The sequence below is a fragment of the Streptomyces roseoverticillatus genome (genome assembly GCF_000719265.1).
In the GTDB taxonomy this organism is placed as follows: domain Bacteria; phylum Actinomycetota; class Actinomycetes; order Streptomycetales; family Streptomycetaceae; genus Streptomyces; species Streptomyces roseoverticillatus.
Map to the genome: position 1 here is coordinate 1 of NZ_JOFL01000011.1, position 18,351 is coordinate 18,351.

At 74.5% G+C, this 18,351-nt stretch carries 12 protein-coding genes and 3 tRNA genes; 4 read left to right on the forward strand and 11 right to left on the reverse strand.

The genetic code is table 11. The features are described from left to right. The 7 genes from IF61_RS0114155 to IF61_RS0114185 form a co-directional block, all read right to left on the reverse strand. On the reverse strand, positions 1–1,521 hold a 1,521-nt coding region (locus IF61_RS0114155; RefSeq protein WP_169748821.1), incomplete at its 3' end, for an ArnT family glycosyltransferase. Beyond that, entirely contained in the window at positions 1,518–2,852 is a 1,335-nt protein-coding gene (locus tag IF61_RS0114160) for a bifunctional glycosyltransferase family 2/GtrA family protein (RefSeq protein WP_052392688.1), read from the reverse strand. The genes IF61_RS0114160 and IF61_RS0114155, both read right to left, overlap by 4 nt. 192 nt (positions 2,853–3,044) lie before the next feature. After that, positions 3,045–4,631, reverse strand: a complete 1,587-nt coding sequence (locus IF61_RS0114165) for a sensor histidine kinase (RefSeq protein ID WP_078660204.1) — start codon at positions 4,629–4,631, stop codon at positions 3,045–3,047. Next, positions 4,628–5,386: a response regulator transcription factor gene (locus IF61_RS0114170; protein ID WP_030366723.1), complete on the reverse strand. Its 759-nt coding sequence runs from the start codon at positions 5,384–5,386 to the stop codon at positions 4,628–4,630. The genes IF61_RS0114165 and IF61_RS0114170 overlap by 4 nt, the downstream gene beginning before the upstream one ends. A gap of 189 nt (positions 5,387–5,575) precedes the next feature. Beyond that, positions 5,576–5,649 (reverse strand) — tRNA-Met (locus IF61_RS0114175). Positions 5,650–5,678: 29 nt separating this feature from the next. After that, positions 5,679–5,751, reverse strand: a tRNA-Arg gene (locus IF61_RS0114180). Between the two features lie 238 nt (positions 5,752–5,989). Next, a tRNA-Ser gene (locus tag IF61_RS0114185) sits at positions 5,990–6,080 on the reverse strand. A gap of 216 nt (positions 6,081–6,296) precedes the next feature. Here IF61_RS0114185 and IF61_RS0114190 point away from each other — a divergent pair. Beyond that, a complete protein-coding gene (locus tag IF61_RS0114190; protein WP_043189156.1) occupies positions 6,297–6,779 on the forward strand; it encodes an SSI family serine proteinase inhibitor in 483 nt (160 codons plus the stop codon). Positions 6,780–7,079: 300 nt separating this feature from the next. Further along, positions 7,080–11,624, forward strand: a complete 4,545-nt coding sequence (locus tag IF61_RS0114195; RefSeq protein WP_078660206.1) for a response regulator — start codon at positions 7,080–7,082, stop codon at positions 11,622–11,624. 261 nt (positions 11,625–11,885) lie between these two features. Here IF61_RS0114195 and IF61_RS0114200 read toward each other — a convergent pair whose 3' ends face one another. After that, a complete protein-coding gene (locus tag IF61_RS0114200; RefSeq protein WP_052392689.1) occupies positions 11,886–12,503 on the reverse strand; it encodes a TetR/AcrR family transcriptional regulator in 618 nt (205 codons plus the stop codon). Between the two features lie 155 nt (positions 12,504–12,658). Here IF61_RS0114200 and IF61_RS0114205 point away from each other — a divergent pair, with 155 nt between their 5' ends. Continuing rightward, positions 12,659–13,921 (forward strand): MFS transporter, encoded by a 1,263-nt coding sequence (locus IF61_RS0114205; RefSeq protein WP_030366727.1) that lies wholly within the window; start codon positions 12,659–12,661, stop codon positions 13,919–13,921. A 55-nt stretch (positions 13,922–13,976) separates the two neighbouring features. Here IF61_RS0114205 and IF61_RS0114210 read toward each other — a convergent pair whose 3' ends face one another. Further along, positions 13,977–15,632, reverse strand: a complete 1,656-nt coding sequence (locus IF61_RS0114210; RefSeq protein ID WP_030366728.1) for a long-chain fatty acid--CoA ligase — start codon at positions 15,630–15,632, stop codon at positions 13,977–13,979. 448 nt (positions 15,633–16,080) lie between these two features. Here IF61_RS0114210 and IF61_RS0114215 point away from each other — a divergent pair, with 448 nt between their 5' ends. Further along, the gene (locus tag IF61_RS0114215; protein WP_030366729.1) at positions 16,081–16,380 is read left to right on the forward strand and encodes a hypothetical protein; all 300 of its coding nucleotides are present in this window, start codon (positions 16,081–16,083) and stop codon (positions 16,378–16,380) included. A 270-nt stretch (positions 16,381–16,650) separates the two neighbouring features. Here the strand turns inward: IF61_RS0114215 and IF61_RS0114220 are convergent, their stop codons facing one another. After that, entirely contained in the window at positions 16,651–17,190 is a 540-nt protein-coding gene (locus IF61_RS0114220; RefSeq protein ID WP_030366730.1) for a SigE family RNA polymerase sigma factor, read from the reverse strand. 275 nt (positions 17,191–17,465) lie between these two features. Then, positions 17,466–18,299: a DUF1906 domain-containing protein gene (locus tag IF61_RS0114225; RefSeq protein ID WP_030366731.1), complete on the reverse strand. Its 834-nt coding sequence runs from the start codon at positions 18,297–18,299 to the stop codon at positions 17,466–17,468. Positions 18,300–18,351: the final 52 nt, after the last annotated feature.

Here is an 18,351-nt window from a genome sequence, read left to right on the forward strand (position 1 = left end):
CGGCCCACGGCCCCCGGCCGCACCCCCCGCCCCGCCGGCCTTCTCGTCCCGCCCCGCCGGCCGCATGCCGCCGGCGCCGCCGCCGAAGCGCCCCGCGCCCTTCACCGCCGGCCCCGCCGTCACGATCGATCCGCCGTGCGGCGTCCGCACCGTGTTCAGCGTGTACGCCAGCGGCGCCGCGAGCGCGCTCGCCACGGACAGCGCCACGGCGACCCGCGCGAGCGGACCGCGCTTCGCGCCCAGCACCGCGCACCCCGCCGCGACCCCGCCCAGCAGCACCGCCCACTTCAGCCACGGCAGCCACTGCGGAGTGCGGTCCAGCAGGACGTACGCCCAGCCGGCCGTCCCCGCCACCACCGCCGCCAGCACGGTGAACGCCCGCCGCTCCCACAGCAGTACGGCCCCCATGCCGACGAGCGCGGCCACGTACGGCGCCAGCGCGATGTTGTAGTACTGGTGGAAGATCCCGGACATGAAGCTGAAGACCCCGAAGGTCATCAGCATCGCCCCGCCCCACGCCAGGAAGGCCGCCCGCAGGATGTCCGTCCGGCCCGCCCCCCGGGTCAGGTACAGCGCGGCCACCAGCAGCGCGAACGCCGCCGGCAGCAGCCAGGCGATCTGCCCGCCCATGTCGGAGCCGAACAGCCGCAGGATGCCGGTGTCGCCCCAGCGCCCGCCGCCACCGCCACCGGGTCCGTGGCCGCCGCCCACGCTCCCGGTCTCGTTGCCGTTGATGCGGCCGAGTCCGTTGTAGCCGAAGGTGAGTTCGAGGAAGCTGTTGTGCTGCGAGCCGCCGATGTACGGGCGCGAGCCCGCGGGCCACAGCTCGACCACGGCGACCCACCAGCCGCCGGAGACGACGGTCACCAGCCCCGCGAGCAGCAGCTGCCCCGCCCGCCGCAGCGGCCGGCCCGGCGCGCACACCGCGTACAGCACGGCGAGCGGCGGCAGGATCAGCCACGCCTGCAGCGTCTTGGTGAGGAACGCCAGGCCGAAACAGAGCCCCGCCAGGAGCAGCCACACCGTCCGGCCCGCCTCCAGCGCCCGCAGGACGCACGCCACGGCGCACACCATCAGCAGGCACAGCAGCGCATCGGGATTGTCGAAGCGGAACATCAGCGCGGCGACGGGCGTCAGCGCGAACACCGCACCCGCGAGCAGCCCGGCCGCCTCGCCGGAGTACCGCCGCACCGTCGCGTACAGCACCCCCACCGCGGCCACGCCCATCAGCGCCTCGGGCACGAGGATCGCCCACGAGCTGAGCCCGAAGACCCGTACGGACAGGCCCATCGGCCAGAGCGACGCGGGCGGCTTGTCCACGGTGATCGCCCCGGCGGCGTCGGACGCGCCGAAGAAGAACGCCTTCCAGCTCGCGCTGCCCGCCTGCGCGGCGGCGGCGTAGAACTGGTTCGCGTAGCCGGACGCGCCCAGGTCCCAGAGGTAGAGCGCGGCGGTGACGGCGAGCAGCGCGACGGCCTTCCAGGAGGGGCGCCGCCATCGCGTCGGGAGTGTCTTGGTCATCGAGCCTTCCTCGGTGTACGGGACCCGCACGGCGCGGCCCCTGCGTGATCGTCGGGGCGGGCCGCGTCCGGCGCCGCCGGTGCCCGCCCCGGTTCCGGGGCTCCCGGGCGCGCCGGGAAGACCCACGCCCGCAGCAGCAGGAACCGCAGCACCGTCGCCGCCAGGTTGGCCGTGACGAGCACGGAGAGTTCCGCGCCGTGCGAGGGGGAGCCGCCCGCCGCGTGCAGCGCGGCGAGCGAACCGCTGGTCAGGGCGAGGCCGATGGCGAAGACCACGAGGCCCTGCGCCTGCTGCCGGACCGCCCGGTCCCGGCCGCGCACCCCGAAGGTCAGGCGCCGGTTGGCCGCGGTGTTGGCGAGGGCCGACAGCAGCAGTGCCGCCGCGTTCGCCGCCTGCGGGCCCGAGACCGTCCGCAGCAGCGAGTACAGCCCGAGGTAGAGGCCCGTGCTGAGCAGGCCCACGACGCAGAAGCCCAGAACCTGCCGGGCCAGCCCCCGCGGCACCCCCGCCACGGCCCGGTCGCGCGGGTCGTCGCCGAAGGGGCGGCGCAGCCGGTCCAGCGGCAGCGCGCCCGTGGCGAGCGCCCGCCCCACGCGCCACACGCCGCGCAGGTCCTCGGTCGCCGTGCGGACGATGTGCACGGAGCTGTCCGGGTCGTCGACCCAGTCCACCGGCACCTCGTGGATCCGCAGCCCCGCCCGCTCGGCCAGCACCAGCAGCTCGGTGTCGAAGAACCACCCCGAGTCCTCGACCAGCGGCAGCAGCCGCTCGGCGACGTCCTTGCGCACCGCCTTGAACCCGCACTGCGCGTCCGAGAACCGCGCCGCGAGCCCCGTCCGCAGCACGACGTTGTACGCGCGCGAGATGAACTCCCGCTTCGGCCCGCGCACGACGCGCGAACCGCCCGCGAGCCGCGTCCCTATGGCCAGGTCGGAGTGGCCGGAGACGAGCGGGGCGACCAGCGGCAGCAGGGCGTTGAGGTCGGTGGACAGGTCGACGTCCATGTAGGCGAGCACGGGCGCCCCGGACATCGACCAGACGGTGCGCAGCGCCCGCCCGCGCCCCTTCTCCTCCAGCCGGACGGCGGTCACCTCGTCGAGGGAGTCGTCCAGCAGGGCGGAGACCTCGGGGGTGCGGTCGGTGCTCGCGTTGTCCGCGATCGTGATCCGGAACCCGTACGGGAAGGTGTCCGTGAGGTGCGCGTGCAGCCGCCGCACGCACGCCTCCAGGTCGTCCTCCTCGTTGTGTACGGGGATCACGACGTCGAGCACGGTCCCCTGCGGGGGGAGGGGCGTGCGTGCGGGAAGTGGCTGACGGGTGGCCTCAGTCATGGTGACGACCCTTCCGGGGTCGCCTGTCGCCCGCGTGTGGACCGCCTGTGGGCACCCTGTGAATGCCGGCACGAAGCCGCCGGTCCCGCCAGTCCCGGCGACGCCGGCCACCCGGCCACCCGACCACCCGGCCACCCGGCCACCCGGCCACCCGACCCCAACGCCTTTGAGGGTCCGGGGGCTTGCCCCCGGTTACGGGAAGGGCCGGGCCAGGGGAATCTCCTCCGCCGCGACGGCGTTCAGCCCCGGCGGCGCAACCCGGCGGTGCCGAACCGGCAGCCTGACCGTGAAAACGGTCCGCCCGGCCGCACTCTCGACGCCCACCACACCCCCGTGCGCCGCCACAACCGCCCGCACGATCGCGAGCCCCAGCCCGGAACCCCCCGCCGCCCGGGACCGGGAAGCGTCCCCCCGCGCGAACCGCTCGAACACATGCGGCAGCAACTCCGCGGGAATCCCCGGCCCGTCGTCCTCGACCGACACGGCCGCCCACCCCTCGCGGGAGGCACCCCGTACGCGGGCGGTCACCGTCGTCCCCGCCGGCGTGTGCGTCCGCGCGTTGGCCAGCAGGTTGACGAGCACCTGGTGCAGCCGGGCGGCGTCACCCCGTACGGCCACCGGCTCGGCCGGCAGGTCCATGCGCCACGCGTGACCCGGCCCGGCCGCCCGCGCGTCGCTCACGGCGTCGACCACGAGCGGAGAGAGGTCGAGGTCCGCGAACGCCTGCGGGCGGCCGGTGTCCAGCCGGGCGAGCAGCAGCAGGTCCTCCACCAGCCCGGTCATGCGCCGCGCCTCGGACTCGATGCGGCCGAGCGCGTGCCGGGTCCGGGGCCCGACCGGCTCGCCACCGCCGTCGGCGCCGCCGCTCCCGCCCGCCCCGGTGCGCCGCGTGAGCTCGGCGTACCCCCGGATGGAGGCCAGCGGCGTCCGCAGCTCGTGGCTGGCGTCGGCGACGAACTGCCGCACCCGCGTCTCACTCTCCTGACGCACCGTCAGAGCCGAACTCACATGGCCCAGCATGCGGTTGAGCGCCGCACCGACCTGGCCCACCTCGGTCCGCGGATCGGCCTCCGCCTCGGGAACGCGCTCGTGCAGCGCCACCTCGCCCTCGTGCAGGGGCAGTTCGGAGACCCGGGTCGCGGTCGCCGCCACCCGCCGCAGCGGCCCCAGGGCGATCCGTACGGTCGCGGCGGCGGCGATCCCGGCCGCCACGAGGCCGGCGGCGGTCACGCACACCTCGACCACGATCAGCGTGTCGAGGGTCTCCTGGACGCTCGCGGTGGGGATGCCGACCAGGTACGTCGCGCCGTCGGGCGCGGTGACGGACCGGGCGCGGTAGTCCCCCCGCCCGGGCAGGCCGACGTCGTGCGGCCGCCCGTCCCGGGGCAGCCGCGCGAGGGCGTCGCTCTGGGCGGCGGTCAGCGGCTCGCGCAGGGGCTCGCCGTCGCCCCGCCAGATGCGCGGGGACGTGCTGACGGCGGAGTCGGTGACCCGCCCGTCGGCCCCGGTCAGCGCGCCGACGGTGCCGATGGGCTGGCCCCCGCCCTGCACGAAGCTCAGCGGGCCGCCGCGCCGCAGGTCCGGCGGGCGGGGGGCCGCGGCACGCCGCACCACTTCCGCGAGTTGGCCGTCGAGCTGCCCGTACAGGTAGCTGCGCAGCACGATGGCCGTGACCGTGCCGATCACCGCACAGACGACGGCGACCAGCACGACGGTGGACAGCACGAGCCGCGTGCGCAGCGGCCGCGGCCGGGCGGACAGTGCCGGGCCCGGACTCACGCCGGCGCGGCCGGCTTGATGAGGTAGCCGACGCCCCGCCGCGTGTGGATCATCGGCTCCCGCCCGGCGTCGATCTTCCGTCGCAGGTAGGAGATGTAGAGCTCGACGACATTGGCCTGGCCGCCGAAGTCGTACGACCAGACCCGGTCGAGGATCTGCGGCTTGCTGAGCACCCGGCGCGGGTTGCGCATGAGGAAGCGCAGCAGCTCGAACTCGGTTGCGGTGAGGTGGATGCCGGTGCCGCCGCGCGAGACCTCGTGGCTGTCCTCGTCCAGGACGAGGTCGCCCACGGTGAGGACGGAGCCGGCGCGCGGCGCGACGGCGCGGGCCCGGCGCAGCAGCCCGCGCAGCCGGGCGACGACCTCCTCCAGGCTGAACGGCTTGGTCACGTAGTCGTCGCCGCCGGCGGTGAGCCCGGCGATGCGGTCCTCGACGGAGTCCTTGGCGGTGAGGAAGAGCACCGGGACGTCGGAGCGTTCGCGGCGCAGCCGGCCCAGCACGGTCAGCCCGTCCAGATCGGGCAGCATCACGTCCAGGACGACGGCGTCCGGCCCGAAGTCCCGCGCGACCCGTACGGCCTCGGCGCCGTCCGCCGCGGACCGCACGTCCCAGCCCTCGTAGCGCAGGGCCAGACAGAGCAGCTCGGCGAGCGACGCCTCGTCGTCCACGACGAGGACGCGTACCGGGCCGCCGTCCTCGCGCAGGAGGGGAGCGGGGGCGGCGGGGGCTGGCGGGAGGAAGGGGTCGGCCGTCATGGGGACGAGGGTGCGAGGGGCGCGTGAGAGGGAGCTTTCGGCTCTCTGTGATTCTCCTGAGAATCGCGCGCCGAAGGCCCGTGCGTCCGGAGTCCGGAGACTCACGCGCCCGTCCGGGAGTGACGACCCCCGAAGCCCTGCGGATACGCCGAAGGCCCGGTACCTGAGGTACCGGGCCTTCGGTCTTAGTAGCGGGGACAGGATTTGAACCTGCGACCTCTGGGTTATGAGCCCAGCGAGCTACCGAGCTGCTCCACCCCGCGACGGTCGGAAGTCCGAGGACTTCCGGCTGTGCGCTCGGCAGGATTCGAACCTGCAACCTCTTGATCCGTAGTCAAGTGCTCTATCCGTTAAGCTACGAGCGCTCGGCTTCCCGGCGTTTTCTTGCCGGTCGGCGTTGCGTGGACAACATTACATGAACTCCGCCGCGACGCGAAATCCATTCCCCGCACCCGCTCCCACCTGCGAAAACGCCTTCTGGAGCGGCTCCGGCGACCCCTGCTGACAAGATCGCCCGCACCCTCGCGGCGCCCTCGCCCGACCACCGCCCCACAACGCGGAAGCCCCGGCCGTCTCAAGGACGACCGGGGCTTGCCGGTAGTGCGGAGGCGGAGGGATTTGAACCCTCGATGGGATTTAAGTCCCAAACCGCATTAGCAGTGCGGCGCCATAGACCGGACTAGGCGACGCCTCCAGCCCACCCGTGCATGCACGAGTGGTGCGATGCAGATGATGACACAGTCTCCTGGCCGCTCACCAATCGCACCCCTACGGTACCGGGCTTTCACCGGGCGGGGCAAAGACGTTTTCCGGAGCGCAACGCGTTGCCGCCCGGCGCGTTAGAAGGGTGAAGGGATCGGCCGGGCCCTGCGCGCCCCCGGTCCGCCTCGCCTGCCCCCGGGAGTCCCGCATGCTGCTCCGCCGAATCGCCCTCGCCGCCGCCGCTCTGGTCCCGGCGGCCCTGCTCGCCGTCCCCTCCGCCTCGGCCGCCCCGGCGGCCGGGCTCCCCATGCCCCCGGCGAACCCCGAGGGCTTCGACCACCTCACCGTGACCATCAGCGACAACGGCAGATTCGACGGCCGCGAGGCCACCTCTTCCACCTACTACCTCTACTGCCATCCGGACGGCGGCACCCACCCGCGCGCCCGGGAGGCCTGCCGCCAGGTCGACGGCCAGACCACCTGGGGCAAGGACCCGTTCGCGCCCGTGCCCGACGGCACCGTCTGCACGATGATCTACGGCGGGCCGCAGCGCGCCCGGGTCACCGGCCACTGGGCGGGCCGCCCCGTGCGGGCGGAGTTCAAGCGGACGAACGGCTGTGAGATCGAGCGCTGGGAGAAGTTCTCCCGCCTGCTCGGCACCCCGGAGAAAGGCTGGCCGGGGATCCGCTGACGACCGCCCGGTGACCCGTCGGCGAAGCGGCCGGGAGGGCGGTCGACACGGCCGCGGACACGCCCGCCGGCACCTTGCCTGCCGACCGCAATGTCAACCACAAGGTCTGACACATAAGACATGTCGGGCCTGCGGCAGACGCCCCACGGCGCCCGTCCGGTGCGCCTCGCCGCACGCCTCGTCCGCCGCCGCGCCCGCCCCGGCAGCCCGTAGACTGCGCTCCAGTGACACGCCACGGCGCGGCCGACAGCCCGCCCGGCGCGGTCTGCAAGGTGCGGTAACCAGGGAGGAAGCGTCGTCGTGAGCAGCAGGCCATCCCGAGGCGCTGCTCGCCTCGCAGCCATACTCGACGCCCTCCCCGACGCCCTGTTGCTCGTCAACTGCAACGGCACGGTCGTCAACGCCAACCACATAGCTCTGGAGACCTTCGAGGTCCCCGGCACGGGCCTGGTCGGCCGCGGGCTGCTCTCCCTGCTGCCCGACTTCGACTCGCGCCGCATCCCCGGTTCGATCCGCCCTCCGGACGGCGACGCCCGCACCAAGCCCACGCGCATGATCGCCCGGCGCACGGACGGTTCGCAGTTCCCCGTCGAGGTGACGAGCGCGAATCTGGAGGACGGCCGCACCCCGTACGCCGACCACCAGCCCTACACCGGCGACGAGCTCCTCATGCTCGTCGTCCGCGACCTGACCGGCACGCTCGACACCGAGGCCGAACTCGCCCGGCAGCAGCGGCAGACCGAGATGATCCTGCGCGCCGCCGCGGAGGGCGTCGTCGGCGTCGACACCGCCGGCAAGATCGTTCTGCTCAACCCCTCCGCCGCGCAGATCCTCGGCTACCGCGCCAGCGACCTCGGCGGGAAGGAGCTGCACCCGCTGCTCCACCACTCCCGGCCGGACGGCACGCCGTTCCCGTACGAGGAGTCCCCGGTCTGCGACACGCTGCGCTCGGGGCGCAAGCACCGGGTGCGCGGGCAGGTGCTCTGGGCCAAGGACGGCCGGGCGGTCCCGGTCGACCTCACGACCGCCCCCGTGCGCGACGGCGACCAGCTCGTCGGCGCGGTGATGACCTTCACCGACCGCCGCTCGTACGACGCGCTCGCCGCGCGCCACGCCCAGCTGCAGGCCGTCCTGAAGGAGTCGCTGCGCGGCCCCCTGGAGCAACTGCGCGCCGAGCTCGGCACCCTGGCCGCCGACCCGGCCGGCCAGCTGTGGCCCGAGGCCAACCAGATCCTGCACCACCTCTCCGCCGGCTACGCCCGGATGACCACCCTCGTCGACAACGTCCTTGCCTACCAGCAGCTGGACGCCGGCGACGCCAAGCTGGAGCGGGAGACGGCCGCGCTCGACGAGGTCGTGGCCGCGGGCGTCGACGGCGCGGTCGAGCTGATCGGGCCCGGGCGGGCGCAGTTCGCGGTGCACGCGCCGGCGATCGAGGCCGAGGTCGACGCGGAGCGGTTCGCGCAGGCGCTGGCGCACCTGATCGCGGACGTCGCGGGCGTCGACGCCACGGGCAACGCCCCCGCGGGCGGCGCGCCGTCCGGCGACTCCACGATCGTCGTGGCGGCGGCGCAGCGCGGCGAGGTCGTACGGATCGAGGTGCGCGGGCCCTACGCGGGCGGCGACCCCGTCCACGGGCCGATCGTGCGCGGCATCGTGCGGGCGCACGGCGGGGTGCTGCAGACCCACGACGTGCCGGGCGCGGCGGGCGGCAGCGCGTACGTCCTGGAGGTGCCCGTCTCCGCGAAGGGCGGGCCGGTGAGCCCCGCCGCCACGGAGCGGCGGTCCGCCACGGACACGATGAACGCCACGACCGTCATGCCGGTGCCGTCCCAGCGGGCGCGCGGCACGGCGGCGGCGCCTGAGACCCCCGAGGCTTCTGCCGGTGCGGCCGGTGCGGCCGCTTCTGCTGGTGAGGCCGCTCCGGCTGCCGCCGGCGGCGGGACGCAGGGCAGCGGGCGGCGGGCGCGCCGCGCGACGGACGGCGACACGCAGGGCGACGGCGCCGCGGTCGTCCAGCAGCCCGCGCAGCCCCCTCAGAACGACGACACGCCGCCCACGGGGCGGCGGCGCGCCAAGCCGCGCACGGACGAGGAGCCGGCGCCGTCCGACCCCGAGGGTGCTCCCGGGTCGCGCTCCAACCGCCACGGGCGGGGCGGCACGGATGGCGGCGGCGACGGTGACGCGAGCGGGCTCGTACCGCCGCAGGCACAGGGCGCGCCGGCCGGGCCCACGGGGCGGCGTGCGCGCCGCGAGCAGCCGCAGGAGGCGGAGGCGCCGCGGACGGCGTTCGCCCTGCCGCCCGCCGAGGCCGACCGCACCCCGGAGTCCGCTGCCGCGGCCGCCCCGACGGGCCGCCGCGCCCGGCGGGCCCTTACGGAGTCCCCGGAGCGCCCGATCCCGGGCCAGGCCACGGGAGAACCCGCCGCGCCGCGGACGGCGTTCGCGCTGCCGCCGGCGGAGGCGGACCGCCCGCAGGCGGGGGGCGCCCTGCCCGGCGCCCCCCGCAAGCCCGCGGACGACGAGCCCCGCCCGGGCGCGGCGCCGTACCCGGGCCCCGGAGACCCGCACCCCGAACGGGGCGACGCGGGCCGGTTCACGGGCCCGGCCCAGAACGGGCGCGGCGGCACGGCGTCCTTCCTCGGCGCCGAAGCCGAACGGCCCGGCGCGGCGCCGGTCCCGGGCCGGGGCAGCCCTGCGCCCGCGGGCCCCGCGGCGCCTTTCCCCGGCCGGAGTGGCCCCGCGCCCGCGGGCGCGGAGAACGGCCGGCCCGGTCAGGGCGGCGCGTCGGCCTTCCCCGGCCAGGGCAACAGCGCCACTCCCGCGAGCGCGGCAGACAACCACCCGGGCCAGGGCGGCGGCACGTCGGCGTTCCTCGGGCAGGACGCCCCGGTGGCCGCCCGCGGAGCAGCACCCTTCCCGGGGCAGGGCAACGGCCCCGCACCCGTGAGCCCCGCGGCGCCCTTCCCGGGGCAGGGCGGCCCCGCGACCGCCGACGCAGAAAACGGCCGGCCCGGTCAGGGCGGCGGCACGTCCGCCTTCCTCGGGCAGGACGCCCCGGTGGCCCCCCGCGGAGCAGCACCCTTCCCCGGCCAGGCCAACGGCCCCGCACCCGTGAACCCCGCAGCGCCCTACCCCGGCCGGAGCGGCCCCACGCCCGCAGGCGCAGGAAACGGCCACCCCGAAAAGGGCGGCGGCACCTCCGCCTTCCCCGGACAGGGCAACAGCGCCACTCCCACGGGCGCGGCAAACAACCACCCCGGCCCGGGCGGCGGCACCTCCGCCTTCCTCGGGCAGGGCACCCCGGCCAACGCCGGCGGGGCAACGCCCTTCCCCGGACAGGGCAGCGGGCCCACGCCTGCGAGCGCAGGGAACGCCCACGGCCCCGCGGCCCCCGCAGACGCAGCGAGCGGCCACCCCGGACACGGCGGCGGCACCTCCTCCTTCCTCGGACAGGACAACCCGGCGACCGCCGGCGCAGCGGCGGCTCCCGTGCCGGTCCCCGGTCGGGGCGGCCCCGCGACCGCCGGTGCGCACCCGGGTCCCGACGGTCCCGCGCCCGCCGGCCCGAACGGCCCCGCGCCCGTACCCGCCGCCGCTCCGGACGGAGCTCCGGCGCCCCGCCCGGAGCCGGGCGCCGGAGCCGCAGGCAGCCCCGTCGACCAGCCCGCCGCAGGCGCCCCCGCTCCGACGGGCCGCCGCCGGGCCCGGCGCCCGCTCGCCGAGGAGCCGGGCGCGGCAGCCGCGGCTCAGGGCGGGTCGGACACCTCCGGGCGGCCGATCAGCGTCCGCGCGCTGGGCCAGGCCCCGCCGTTCGGCCAGGCGCCCGGCCAGGAGCCGGTGCCCGGCGGCGGTTCGGGCCGGCGCCGGCGGCTCGGCAACCCTGCCGAGGGCGACCGCGAGCGCACCCCGCAGCCGGAGCCTGAGCAGGCACCGCGCGCCGCCGGCGCGACCGCCCCGGCGGCGCCGCAGCGCCCGCCGCTGCTCGACGCCCAGGAGGGGCGGGCGTTCGCCATAGGAGCACCGGACGAGGGTTCGGAGGGGCCGGAGCCCCTCGACGGCCCCAACGGTGCGGTCGAGGTGATGAACGCGCCGCGCCGCCCGATGGACGACGAGCTGCCGCCCGAGCCGCTCGACAACCCGCGCCGGCTCCTCGTGTGGCCGGCCCCGGACCCGTCCACGGAGGCGGCGCTGACCGAGCGCGGCTACCGTCCCGTGCTCGTGCACTCGCGCGAGGAGGTCGACGCTCAGACCGCGGCCTACCCGGCGGCGCTGTTCGTGGACCCGCTGACCGGCCCGATCACCCGCACCGCGCTGCAGTCGCTGCGCGAGGCGGCCGTCGCGGCCGAGGTCCCCGTGCTGGTGACGGCCGGGCTGGGGCAGGCGACGCGGGACGCGGCCTACGGGGCGGACCCTGCCGTGCTGCTGAAGGCGCTGGCGCCGCGCGACAGCGAGATGCACCCGCCGCGCGTGCTGCTGATCGAGGAGCACGCGCCGATCGCGGAGGCGCTGACGGCGACGCTGGAGCGGCGCGGCATGCAGGTGGCCCGGGCGGCGACGGACGCGGAGGCGGTGTCGCTTGCGACGCAGCTGCCCCCGAACCTGGTCGTGATGGACCTGATGCAGGTGCGGCGCCGCCGCGCGGGCATCGTCGACTGGCTCCGCGGCAACGGCCTGCTCAAGCGCACGCCGCTGGTCGTCTACACCTCGGCCGGGATCGTCGACCCGACGCAGTTCTCGCGGCTGGCCACGGGGGAGACGGTGCTGTTCCTGGCGGAGCGGTCGACCAGCGCGGAGGTGCAGGGCCGGATCGTGGACCTGCTGTCGAAGGTCGGAACGGACTGATGTCGAAGGCTGGAACGGACTGAGCCGGCCGGCGGACCGGATCGGATCGGTCACCGGGGTGGACCGGTCAGCAGGGCGGCAGGGCGAATCGGCCGGCCAGTCCGCGGACCGGATCGGCCGCCGGACAGCCGCAGGACAGCCGCCGGACAGCCACCGCTCGCCGGCAGGCCCGCCGGGTCAGTCCGCGGCCCGGTCAGCGGGCCGGCCTGGTCAGTGGGTCGGCCCGGTCAGTGAGCCAGCCCGGTCAGCAAGTCAGCCCGGTCAGCCGGCCGCGCCCGGGCCGGATCCCCGCTCCCCCGCCGGCCGGGTGATCCGCCCCGCAGCCGTCCGCACGGACTCCCGCAGCCCGGCCAGGTCGTCCTCCGCCCCGCCGACGAGCAGCCTGCGGAACTGGGGGACGGCCGTGGCCCATCCGGCCAGCGCGCTGATCATGAAGAGCAGGTGCCGCGGAGGCAGCTCCCGGTCGACCCGCCCCTTCTCCTGGGCGGCGGCGAAGGCCTCCGCCTTGGCGTCGTAACGGGCGCGCCGCTCCGCCTCGTGCGGAATCTCCCCGTTCCCGTACTCCAGGCCCTCCCACAGGAGCAGTCGCACCAGCTCGGGGTGGGCCCGGTGGTATTCCATGAGGCGGTCGACGTAGCAGTCGGGGTCGTCCGCGTCGACGGGCACGGCGGAGGCGAGCTCCAGCAGCGCCTGCTGGAGGACCTGGGAGAACAGCTCCGCCTTGTCGCCGAAGTACGCGTAGATGAGCTGCTTGTTCGCCTTCGCCTCGCGGGCGATGCGGTCGACGCGCGCACCGGCGATGCCGTGGGCGGCGAACTCGGCGGTGGCCGCGGCGAAGATGCGCGCCTTGGTGGCCTCGGGATCCCTCACTGCTGCCATGCACCCAGCGTAACCAACTATCTGGTTGACAGCACGTTCCGTTTCACGTGAAACTTATAACCAACCAGTTGGTTACAGACCACAGGCACAGGCATAGACACAGCCACCGCCACACCGCTTCGCTGCTTGCACGGCTCCAGGGGGACCCACCACTCATGCCGACAACCACGTCCGCATCCACAGCGCCCGCACCCGCACCCGTAGACGCGCCCATAAGCGCACCCGCACCCGCACCGGCCCGCACCGGCAACGCGGTCCTCCTCGCCGTCATCTCCCTCTGCACGGCCGTCACCGCCGCGAACATCTACCTCGCGGCCCCGCTCCTCGGCCTCATCGCCCGCGACTTCGGCGTCGCCCCCTCCGCGGCCGGCTGGATCGCCTCCGTCGCCCAGCTCGGTTACGCCATCGGCCTGCTGATCTTCGCCCCGCTCGGCGACACCGCCGACCGGCGCCGGCTCGTGGCCGTGCTGTCGGCCCTGGCCGGCGCGGCCCTCGTCGCGGCGACGCTCGCGCCCGGCCTGCCCGCGCTGGCCGCGGCCGTCCTGGTGGCCTGCGCCGCGACGGTCGTCCCGCAGCTGCTCGTGCCGCTCGTCGCCGAGCGGGCGCCCGCCGAGCGGCGCGGCCGGCACGTGGCCGCGGTGGTGGCCGGGCTGTTCACCGGCATCGTCGCGGCCCGCGTCCTCGGCTCGCTCGCCGGTCAGGCGTACGGCTGGCGCGCCGTCTTCCTCGGCTCCGCCGCGCTGACCGTCGCCATCGGCCTGCTGACCGCCGTGGTCCTGCCGGCCGAGACCCGCCCCCGCCGCGCCTCCCGGCCGCTCAAGGCCATCGCCGCGCTGCCGGGCCTGCTGCGCGCGTCCGCCGACCTGCGGGCGGCGTGCCTGCGCCAGGGCGGTCTGTTCGGCGCCTGGAGCTCCCTCTGGACGACGCTCGCCCTGCTGCTCACCGCGGACGAACCGTTCCACCTGTCCACCGCGTCCGCCGGTCTCTTCGGCCTGTTCGGCCTCGTCTCGACCGCCGTCGCACCCGTGTCGGGCACGCTGATCGACCGCTTCGGCGCGCCCCGGGTCGTCACCACGGCGTACGCGCTCGCGGTCGTCTCGCTGCCGCTGTTCTGGCTGGGCGGGCACCAGCTGTGGGCGCTGTGCGCGGGTGCCGTGTTCATCCACGCCGGCCTGATGGCCGGTCAGGTCGCCAACCAGACCCGCGCGCTGGCCTCGACCGGCTCGCCCGCGGTGGCCAACACGGCCTACGTCGTCACGGCGTTCATCGGCGGCGCGAGCGCGTCCGCGATCGCGGGTCCCGCGTACGCACACTGGGGCTGGAACGGCGTGTGCGCCATTGCGGCCGCGGCGATCGCCATCGGCTGGGCGGGCGCGGCGCGGCGGTGGCTCGTAAGGGCCGCTGACCAGAACTGCTGACAACAACCGCTGTCTCACGGGGCAGCCTCCGGATGCCGGAGGCCGCCCCGCTCCGCTACGCCAGGACGGTGACTTCCAGCTCCCCGTCCGCGTACTGCTTGCGCAGCACCTTCTTGTCGAACTTGCCCACCGACGTCTTCGGCACGGTCACGACCGACGCCCACCGCTCGGGCAGCTGCCAGCGGGCCACCCGCTCGCCGAGGAACGCCCGCAGGGCGGCGTAGTCCACGCTCTTGCCGTCCTTGAGGACGACCGTGGCGAGGGGGCGCTCGCCCCACTTCTCGTCGGGGACGGCCACGACGGCCGCCTCGGCGACGTCCGGGTGGGCCATCAGGTGGTTCTCCAGCTCGACGGAGGAGATCCACTCACCACCGGACTTGATCACGTCCTTGGCGCGGTCGGTGAGGGTGAGGAAGCCGTCGGCGGTGATCGTGCCGACGTCGCCCGTACGCAGCCAGCCGTCCGGGCTGAACTTGTCCTCGGGCCGGACCGGTTCGCCGGCCGCGCCGCCGTAGTACGCGCCCGCGATCCACGGCCCGCGCACCTCCAGCTCGCCGGCCGACTCGCCGTCCCAGGGCAGGAGCTCCCCGCCGGGACCGGCCAGCCGGGCCTCCACGGAGGAGGGCAGCCGGCCCTGGGTGACGCGGTAGGGCCACTCCTCCTCCTCGCTCAGACCCGCCGGCGGGTAGGCGACCGAGCCCAGCGGCGAGGTCTCCGTCATCCCCCAGGCCTGCACGATCCGCACGCCGTGGCGCTCGTGGAAGCCCCGCATCATCGCGGGCGGCGCGGCCGAGCCGCCGCTGATGACCGTGCGCAGCGAGGACAGGTCCCGCGGCCGGGCGTCGAGCTCGGCGAGCAGGCCCGCCCAGATGGTGGGGACGCCGGCGGACACCGTGGGCCGCTCGGAGGCGATCATGTCGGCGAGCGGCGCGGGCTGCAGGAAGCGGTCGGGCATCAGCAGGGACGTTCCGGCCATGAAGGCGGCGTGCGGCAGGCCCCAGGCGTTCACGTGGAACATCGGCACCACAGGAAGGCAGGTGTCGGCGGGCGTCAGGCCGAACGCCGAGGCCGCGTTGACCTCCATCGCGTGGAGGTAGACCGAACGGTGGCTGTAGAGCACGCCCTTGGGCTCACCGGTGGTGCCGGAGGTGTAGCAGAGGGCGGCGGCCTGCCGCTCGTCGAGCTGCGGCCAGTCGAAGCCGGAGACGGGGCGGCCCGCGAGCAGCTCCTCGTACTCGTGCACGCGGGGCCGGCAGCCCTCCAGCACCGAGCGGTCGCCGGGGCCCGAGACGATCACGTGCTCGACGGAGGCGAGGTGCGGCAGGAGCGGCGCGAGCAGCGGCAGCAGCGAGCCGTTGACGAGGACCACGCGGTCCGCGGCGTGGTTGACGATGAAGACGAGCTGCTCGACGGGCAGCCGCAGGTTCAGCGTGTGCAGGACGGCGCCCATGGAGGGGATCGCGAGATACGCCTCCAGGTGGTCGCTGTTGTTCCACATGAGGGTCGCGACGCGCTGGTCGCCGGTCACCCCGAGCTCGTCGCGCAGCGCGTGGGCCAGCTGGACGGACCGCTCCGCGACCTCCCGGAAGCTGCGCCGCAGTGGCTCGCCGTCCCCGGTCCAGGTGGTCACCGTGGCGCCGCCGTGCACGAGAGCGCCATGGGCGAGGATGCGCGTGACTGTGAGCGGTACGTCCTGCATCGTGCTCTGCACCGGGGTCCTCCCGAAGACCTGGTACGGCGGGTGTCGTCCGCTGATTGTGCTGGGGTATCTCGCGGTAAGTCACTACCCCGGGCATGCCGGGACAGCATGATCGGGACAACATCGGGACGACGCGAAGCGGGCCGGGGCACGGATCCCCCGAGCCCCGGAGGTTGCAGAAATCCCTGCGGGGCAGTGAATCGTATTTTCTCCGGCGTCAACCACGGAGAAGTTCGGGCGTCAACACGAACGAGTGAATTCCTCGATGACCCGAAGAGTGGAAAACCTATCGTCACGGGCCCGGAAAACGGCCCGTGAGCCCCTGCGGAAACCCCGTCAACGACACCTGGGGCTTCCTCGGTACGACGGGGGACCATCGTTGCATCGGCCATAGCCTGAACGCCCCGCGGCCTCTTCAAAAACTCGCGGGGAATCCGTATCCCAGACTCAGGAGATTGACATGACCACGAACGATGGCCCCCCTGCTCAGGGGCCGGGTGCTGACGCTGCGCGCACCCCGGTGCGCATCCGGCAGCCGAGGCTCCTCCCCGAGGGCCGGGGCCTCGACAGGGCGATGACGAAGCTCGCCGCCGCCGTCATCTTCATCGCGCTGATCCACGAGGCCAGGATGGAGCCCCATGCGGCAGGCCTGCTGACCGTGGAGATCGTCACCAGCATTTGCCTGATCAACTCCGCCGACCCCGTCGTACGGAGCGGTGGAACGAAGGTCAAGCAATTGCTGAATGCAATCACCGGCTAGCCGCCCTCCCTATTGATCATACCGTCGTCGCCTCTGTTCGAGCCGGGCAACCGGTCCGGTTCGAACGGAGGCACGTTCATGCGCAAAATATGGAGTATCCCGACCGGGTGAACGACATGGTGGCAGCAAATGCAGCGGGGCGCGAGCGCGGAACCACCCATTCGAGGGAAGTGCGCCACCCTTCGCCACCCTGCGCCATGTTTCGCTATGCCCCCGGCTCGTACTCACGGTACGAGGTGCCGCCTCACGGCGCGCGGTGCCGCAGCGCCACTACGCCGCGCAAGCCAGCTCCGGGTCCTCGCGAAGCTTCCCGAGCGCCCGCGAGACCGCACTCTTGACCGTCCCCACGGAGACGCCGAGCAGCTCGGCCGTCTGCACCTCGGTGAGGTCCTCGTAATACCTGAGGACGACCATGGCCCGCTGCCGCACCGGCAGCCGCAGCACGGCCCGCCACATCGCGTCGCGCAGCGCCTGCTGCTCGGCGGGGTCCGCTGACGGGGCCGCGTCGGGCTCGGGCAGCTCGTCGCAGGGGAACTCCTCGACCTTGCGCTTGCGCCACTGCGAGGTGCGGGTGTTGACGAGGGCACGGCGCACGTAGCCGTCCAGGGCCCGGTGGTCCTCGATCCGCTCCCAGGCCAGGTAGGTCTTGGTGAGCGCGGTCTGCAGCAGGTCCTCCGCGTCGCACGGGTTCGAGGTCAGGGAGCGCGCGGTGCGCTGCAGCACCGGCCCGCGTGCCCGTACGTAGGAGGAGAACGACGGGTACACGGCGGTGGATGCGCTGGTGCACACAGGCGTCGTGGTTGCTGTCATGCCTCAACGCTAGGAGCGCACCTGTACCCGGCGGATCGCCCGCAGGTGCCGAAGCGCGATCCGCCTCAGGTCGTACAGGTGGGGCTGCCCCCACCTCCCGGAGGGGGAGAGGACTCGGGGACCGGTCGGGGACGAGGAGCGGGTACGGCCGTGAGGGCCGGGGCTCCGTTGCCGGCCGGCTCCGGAGCCCCGGCCCTCACGGCCCTCCCGGCCGGTCCGCTCAGTCGATCCAGTCGATCCAGCTCGATCCAGTCGCTTCAGTCGCTTCAGTCGCTTCAGTCGATGATCGCGACCGGCGCGTCCACCAGATTGCGGTCGACGGTCAGCTTCCGCCCGCCGTGGGACTCGGTGACGTTCCCCTTGTACTGGTGGATGCGACGGTGCGGCTGCCAGGCGCCGCGCCCGATCACGGGCTCCTCGTCCGTCGTGGGGTCCACCCGCCAGCGGGCGAACCACAGCACGTCGGGCAGCGACGTCGCGCCCGAGCGGCGGGCCCGGTCCATGTGCCGCACCCCGGACTCGGCGCTGCTGTAGAAGCCCGGCAGGTAGCCGGCGCTGCGCACGGCCGTCGCCCAGCCGCGGATGAAGGACAGCGTCGTACGGGCGCAGTCGTCGTTCTTGTCGTTGTACGCCTCCATGTCGAGGTAGAGGGGGCTGTGGATGTCGATGCCGAGTGCGGATGCCTTGGAGACGGCCTCCTCGCCCTCCGTCTGGCCCTGGTCGAAGGGGTAGGAGCCGATGGGGTAGCCCTTCTTGTTGGACGCCCGCACGCAGGGCGACTGGGAGCCCACGTAGATCGGCAGGATGCGCCAGCCGAGGTCGTCGGCGCCCTCCAGCCACCGCTCGCTCAGATACGTCTGCCGCGGGCAGGCGCGGGCGCGGCCGGCGAAGTAGACGCCGACGGCGCGGTAGTCCGACGACTTCCACGCGCTGAGCGTGGTCAGCGCGGGGGCCTGGCAGGTGTCGATGCCCCAGCCCTTGAAGACGGACGCCCCCTCGTTGCGCGGATCGCCCCGGTCACCGGCGCCCGCGGGCTCGGCTACGACCAACTGGGCCACCACCGCCAGAAGGGCGAGGAGATATCCGATGATCTTCCTTCGTCGGTCCATACCCGGAGTCAAAGGCGCAGGGGCCCGGCGCCGTTCCGTGACACGCCCTCCG

Excerpts from the sequence above, each read along its gene's own strand:
- IF61_RS0114160 (WP_052392688.1), bottom strand. The coding sequence starts at position 2,852 with ATGACTGAGGCCACCCGTCAGCCACTTCCCGCACGCACGCCCCTCCCC.
- IF61_RS0114205 (WP_030366727.1), top strand. The coding sequence starts at position 12,659 with ATGCCGACAACCACGTCCGCATCCACAGCGCCCGCACCCGCACCCGTA.
- IF61_RS0114220 (WP_030366730.1), bottom strand. The coding sequence starts at position 17,190 with ATGACAGCAACCACGACGCCTGTGTGCACCAGCGCATCCACCGCCGTG.
- IF61_RS0114225 (WP_030366731.1), bottom strand. The coding sequence starts at position 18,299 with ATGGACCGACGAAGGAAGATCATCGGATATCTCCTCGCCCTTCTGGCG.
- IF61_RS0114170 (WP_030366723.1), bottom strand. The coding sequence starts at position 5,386 with ATGACGGCCGACCCCTTCCTCCCGCCAGCCCCCGCCGCCCCCGCTCCC.
- IF61_RS0114190 (WP_043189156.1), top strand. The coding sequence starts at position 6,297 with ATGCTGCTCCGCCGAATCGCCCTCGCCGCCGCCGCTCTGGTCCCGGCG.
- IF61_RS0114200 (WP_052392689.1), bottom strand. The coding sequence starts at position 12,503 with ATGGCAGCAGTGAGGGATCCCGAGGCCACCAAGGCGCGCATCTTCGCC.
- IF61_RS0114215 (WP_030366729.1), top strand. The coding sequence starts at position 16,081 with ATGACCACGAACGATGGCCCCCCTGCTCAGGGGCCGGGTGCTGACGCT.